This window comes from Streptomyces sp. NPDC004658, assembly GCF_040609555.1.
Classification (GTDB): Bacteria; Actinomycetota; Actinomycetes; order Streptomycetales; family Streptomycetaceae; genus Streptomyces.
Genome location: NZ_JBEXKG010000324.1, coordinates 1 through 3,639, shown reverse-complemented (window position 1 = coordinate 3,639; position 3,639 = coordinate 1). Strand labels below are relative to the sequence as shown.

Annotated in this window: 2 protein-coding genes and 2 pseudogenes; 2 read left to right on the top strand and 2 right to left on the bottom strand. The window is 74.3% G+C overall.

All coding sequences use genetic code 11. The features are described from left to right. Window positions 1-633: pseudogene (locus ABZV94_RS40740) on the top strand (protoporphyrinogen oxidase); the annotation flags it as partial. 5 nt (window positions 634-638) lie between these two features. Beyond that, on the top strand, window positions 639-1,370 hold the full coding sequence (gene hemQ, locus ABZV94_RS40735; protein WP_356350029.1) for a hydrogen peroxide-dependent heme synthase: 732 nt from the start codon (window positions 639-641) through the stop codon (window positions 1,368-1,370). Window positions 1,371-1,395: 25 nt separating this feature from the next. Here hemQ and ABZV94_RS40730 read toward each other — a convergent pair whose 3' ends face one another. After that, window positions 1,396-3,054 (bottom strand): alpha/beta hydrolase, encoded by a 1,659-nt coding sequence (locus tag ABZV94_RS40730; RefSeq protein ID WP_356350027.1) that lies wholly within the window; start codon window positions 3,052-3,054, stop codon window positions 1,396-1,398. A gap of 189 nt (window positions 3,055-3,243) precedes the next feature. Next, a pseudogene (locus tag ABZV94_RS40725) lies at window positions 3,244-3,639 on the bottom strand (TIGR04222 domain-containing membrane protein); the annotation flags it as partial.

Genomic DNA, 3,639 nt, shown 5'->3' with positions numbered 1-3,639 from the left:
GTGATCGTCGCCGTACCCGCCCCGGCCGCCGCCGGGCTGCTGCGCGCCGAGTCCCCGGGCGCCGCCGCCGAGCTGGCCGCCGTCGAGTACGCCTCGATGGCCCTGATCACCCTCGCCTACCGGCGCGCGGACCTGAGCCTGCCCGAGGGCAGCGGCTTCCTGGTGCCGCCCGTCGACGGCCGCACCATCAAGGCGTCCACCTTCGCCTCCCAGAAGTGGGGCTGGATCGCCGAGGACGACCCGGACGTGGTCGTCCTGCGCACCTCCGTGGGCCGCTACGGCGAGACGGAGATCCTCGGCCGGGACGACGCCGATCTGGTGGAGGTCTCCCGGCACGACCTGCGGGAGGCCACCGGACTGGCGGCCGTACCCCTGCGGACCCGGGTCACCCGCTGGACCGACGGGCTGCCGCAGTACCCGGTCGGGCACCACGCGCGCGTGGCCCGCGTCCGCGAGCAGATCGCCAAGCTTCCGGGGCTCGCGGTGTGCGGCGCCCCGTACGACGGCGTCGGCATCCCGGCCTGCATCGCGAGCGCGTACGCGGCGGTGGACCAGCTCGGCGGCGACTCCACCGGCGTCCGGGAGCTGACGGCCAACCCGGTGCAGAGCCTGCACGGCGGAGCGGGAGAATAGGGACCATGAGTGACGACGCCCCCACCACCGAGTCCGGCAGGATCCCGAACAAGGGCAAGCTGGCCAAGGACCTCAACGAGGTCATCCGCTACACCCTCTGGTCCGTCTTCAAGCTGAAGGACGTCCTCCCGGAGGACCGCGCGGGATACGCCGACGAGGTCCAGGAGCTGTTCGACCAGCTCGCCGCCAAGGACGTGACGGTCCGCGGCACCTACGACGTCTCCGGCCTGCGTGCCGACGCCGACCTCATGATCTGGTGGCACGCCGAGACCAGCGACCAGCTCCAGGAGGCGTACAACCTCTTCCGCCGCACGAAGCTGGGCCGCGCGCTGGAGCCGGTGTGGTCGAACATGGCGCTGCACCGCCCCGCCGAGTTCAACCGCTCGCACATCCCGGCGTTCCTCGCCGACGAGACGCCCCGCAACTACGTGAGCGTCTACCCGTTCGTGCGCTCCTACGACTGGTACCTGCTGCCCGACGAGGACCGCCGCCGGATGCTCGCCGACCACGGCAAGATGGCCCGCGGCTACCCGGACGTGCGCGCCAACACGGTCGCCTCGTTCTCGCTCGGGGACTACGAGTGGATCCTGGCGTTCGAGGCCGACGAGCTGTACCGCATCGTCGACCTCATGCGCCACCTGCGCGGCTCGGAGGCCCGCATGCACGTCCGCGAGGAGGTCCCGTTCTTCACGGGCCGCCGCAAGAGCGTCGCGGACCTGGTGGCGGGCCTGGCCTGAGGCGCCCCCGGAGGGTGGTCGCGCCTCAGCGGCGGTCGCCCTTCCCCTTGAGGGCATCCCGCTGGGCCCTCTTGTCGGCCGCATCGCCGGAGGCAACGGGTTCCGGGCGCGGCGCGCACGACGCGTGCCGCGCCGGGACGCGGCCCTCCAGCAGATAGGCCTCCAGGTAGCCGTTGACGCACCGGTTGGGCCCGCCGGCGACGCCGTGCGTGCCCGCGTCCCGCTCGGTCACCAGCACCGAGCCGGCCAGCCGCCGGTTCATCTCCAGCGCACCCTGGTACGGCGCGGCGGCGTCCCGCTCGGCCGCCAGGATCAGCACCGGCGGCAGCTCGCCGATCCCGGTCCGCACGTCCAGCGGCTGCTGCCGGGGCGCCGGCCAGTAGGCGCACGGCAGGTTCATCCACGCGTTGTCCCAGGTCTCGAAGGGCGCCACCCGGGCGAGCCGGGTGTTGTCCCGGTCCCACACCGCCCAGTCCGTCGGCCAGGGCGCGTCGTTGCACTCCACGGCCGTGTACACCGCGCTGCCGTTCTCCGCCTCGGCGGCGCTCTCCCGGCTCGGCGTGGCCAGCCGGACCAGCGGCCCGGGGTCGCCGTGCAGATACGCCGAGAGCGCCGCCGCCCGGCTCGGCCAGAAGTCGTCGTAGTACCCGGCCGTCAGGAAGACGTTCTGCAACTGGCCGGGCCCCACCGTGCCGCCCGCCGCCTTCCCGGCCAGCCGTTCGCGCGCGGTGTCGTAGCTGCGCTGCACCCGCGCGGGCGTGGCACCGAGCCGGTACACGTCGTCGTGCTCGGCGATCCAGTCACGGAAGTCGGCCCAGCGCTCCTCGAACGCCGCCGACTGCTCCAGGTTGCTGCGGTACCAGATCTTCTGCGGGTCCGGGTTCACCGCCGAGTCCAGCACCATGCGCCGCACGTGGGAGGGGAACATGGCCGCGTACAGAGCGCCGAAGTAGGTGCCGTACGACGCTCCCATGAAGGTCAGCCGGTCCTCGCCCAGCGCGGCCCGCAGGACGTCCAGGTCGCGGGCGTTGTTGAGCGAGTTGTAGAACCGCAGCCCGCTCCCGGACCGCTGGGCGCAGCCGCGCGCGTACGCCCGCGCCTGCGCCACGCGCTGCCGTTTGTACGCCTCCGACGGATGCGTCGGTGCCGCGGTGGGCGCCTTGAAGAAGCGCTTCGGGTCCTCGCAGGACAGCGGTGCCGACCGGCCCACTCCGCGCGGTGCGTAGCCGACGAGGTCGTAGGCGGCGGCGATCCGCTGCCACGCCGGGAGGGTGCCGACCAGCGGGAAGTACATGCCGGAGGCTCCGGGGCCGCCCGGGTTGAAGACCAGGGCGCCCTGCCGGGGGACCCGGCGCTTGCTGTTGTGCGGGTCCTTGTGGGTGGCCTGGGCGCGGCTGACGGTCAGCCGGATCCGCTTGCCGTTCGGATGGGCGTAGTCCAGCGGGACGCTCACCGTGCCGCACCGCACGCCGGCCGGTGCCTCCGGGACGTCGGCGGCGGAGCACGGGCCGAAGTCGATCCCGGCCGCCCGGGCGCGGGCCACGGCCACCGCGGTGCCGCGCAGCTCGGCCGCGCCGGGGGTGCCCGGGGTGCCGGGCGTACCGGGTGCGCCGCCCGCCGGGGCCGCGGCCAGGGTGGTCAGGAGCAAGGAACCGGCGGCCGAGTAGAGGGCGGCAGCTTTCATCGCGTATCCCTTCCGTGCGCGGCGGCGATGGCACGGCTGCCACGGCCCGGCGACGACAGAAGGGATATTTCGGTCGGCCGTGAGGGAAGGCAAGCACCACTGGGCCGGTGTCGGGCCCAATGCCCCCTGTGCGCCCCCGGAAGCCGCCCCGGTGCCGCCCGCGCTCCGCCGGACTCCGCCCGGCGGCCCTCACTCCCGCCAGGGCTGGTCGCGGTGGGCGAAGGCCGCGCGCAGCTCCGGTTCGCCTATCGCGCGGATGCCGCGTACGGCGACGGAGGTGAGGAACGACCGCTCGTCGCCGGCCGGCTTCCCGGCCAGTGCGCTCAGCAGCCGCTGTCCGGCCGGGGACGCCCAGCGCGAGTAGGGGTGCGCCTCGAACCGGGCGATGGCCAGACAGCTCAGCGCCAGGGTGAGGGGCAGGGCGAACCACAGGCCCACCAGCAGGCGGGGGGTCCCCGTCTGGATGGGCAGCAGCAGCGCGGTCGCGCCCAGGGCCGCCACGGCGAGCACGGAGGCCCGCACCTGGCGGACGGCGGCCCCCACGGTCGTGCCCGTGCCCTCGGGCACCGCGAGACCCGCGCGGAC

Coding starts and splice junctions, on each gene's coding strand:
- hemQ (WP_356350029.1), top strand. CDS start 639: ATGAGTGACGACGCCCCCACCACCGAGTCCGGCAGGATCCCGAACAAG.
- ABZV94_RS40730 (WP_356350027.1), bottom strand. CDS start 3,054: ATGAAAGCTGCCGCCCTCTACTCGGCCGCCGGTTCCTTGCTCCTGACC.